Annotated in this window: 3 protein-coding genes; all 3 read left to right on the top strand. The window is 47.3% G+C overall.

Going from position 1 to position 838, the window contains the following annotated elements; genetic code table 11:
• The first annotated feature begins 3 nt into the window (after positions 1–3).
• A complete protein-coding gene (locus tag BACCOPRO_RS07815; protein WP_050765326.1) occupies positions 4–267 on the top strand; it encodes a type II toxin-antitoxin system YoeB family toxin in 264 nt (87 codons plus the stop codon).
• Positions 268–277: 10 nt separating this feature from the next.
• Positions 278–475, top strand: a complete 198-nt coding sequence (locus BACCOPRO_RS07810) for a hypothetical protein (protein WP_008142504.1) — start codon at positions 278–280, stop codon at positions 473–475.
• Positions 476–682: 207 nt separating this feature from the next.
• A partial coding sequence (locus tag BACCOPRO_RS18680) for a plasmid mobilization protein (RefSeq protein WP_438359043.1) occupies positions 683–838 on the top strand: 156 nt, incomplete at its 3' end.

The following is an 838-nucleotide window of genomic DNA, read 5'->3' as shown; positions in this document are numbered from 1 at the left end:
ACAATTAGGGTTTCCGACGGGGTGGATAAGGTGATTGCCAAATGGAAGAAATCAAACCCCAATTTGTTCAAGAAGTATAAGAAAATCTACAAAGAATTGTTAGAGCACCCTAAGACTGGGCTTGGGCATCCCGAAGCGTTAAGGGGCGGTGGGGATATTACATGGTCTCGACACATTACCGCCCATGACCGGATAATCTATGACATTTACGAGGAAGTGGTAGAGGTCTACATCTTGGAGGTAGAGGGGCATTACAACGATAAATGATAAAACTGTTATGGTCGAATATTGTGTTTACTGGTTAGAGAACGGCGAGCCTATGCACGAGGTGTTCTCTTCTCTTGCCGCCGCCGAGATGTACTCATGTGCGATAAGAGGGAAAGAAAACATTGAATGGGTGGAGGTGTCCGAAGAAGAAACCATTGATTTGGACGAACTGGAAGACATGTTCCCGGATGACTTCTGCTGCGTGTAATCCCCTTGGGTAGAAATGGGGTAGAATTTGTTAGGCTGTGGGGGATTTTCTAACACGCCGGGGCTTTTTGCCGGGCGGTTAGCATGGATGTATTCCCATGCGGCATGTGTATATATAGCATGTGTATATATAGCAAGAAGTGTCCTTGTCGGACAATTCTTGCTTTTCTCGCTTTGCTCAAAAAGATTTTAAGATTACCTTTGTGGCATGGAACTAAGACGGAACGAAAAGATTACATTCCGGTGTACCGAACTTGAAAAGGACGCACTTGCGGAGCAGGCAGCCCGGTGCAGTCTAAGCGTATCGGAATACTGCCGGAGTTTGTCCCTTGGGGGGCGCCCAAGGGAGAGGTACACCGAGGAG

The sequence above is a fragment of the Phocaeicola coprophilus DSM 18228 = JCM 13818 genome (assembly GCF_000157915.1).
GTDB classification, from domain to species: Bacteria; Bacteroidota; Bacteroidia; order Bacteroidales; family Bacteroidaceae; genus Phocaeicola; species Phocaeicola coprophilus.
The sequence above is the reverse complement of the archived record's forward strand: the minus strand, read 5'-3'. Positions and strand labels throughout refer to the sequence as shown.

Excerpts from the sequence above, each read along its gene's own strand:
- BACCOPRO_RS07810 (WP_008142504.1), top strand. The coding sequence starts at position 278 with ATGGTCGAATATTGTGTTTACTGGTTAGAGAACGGCGAGCCTATGCAC.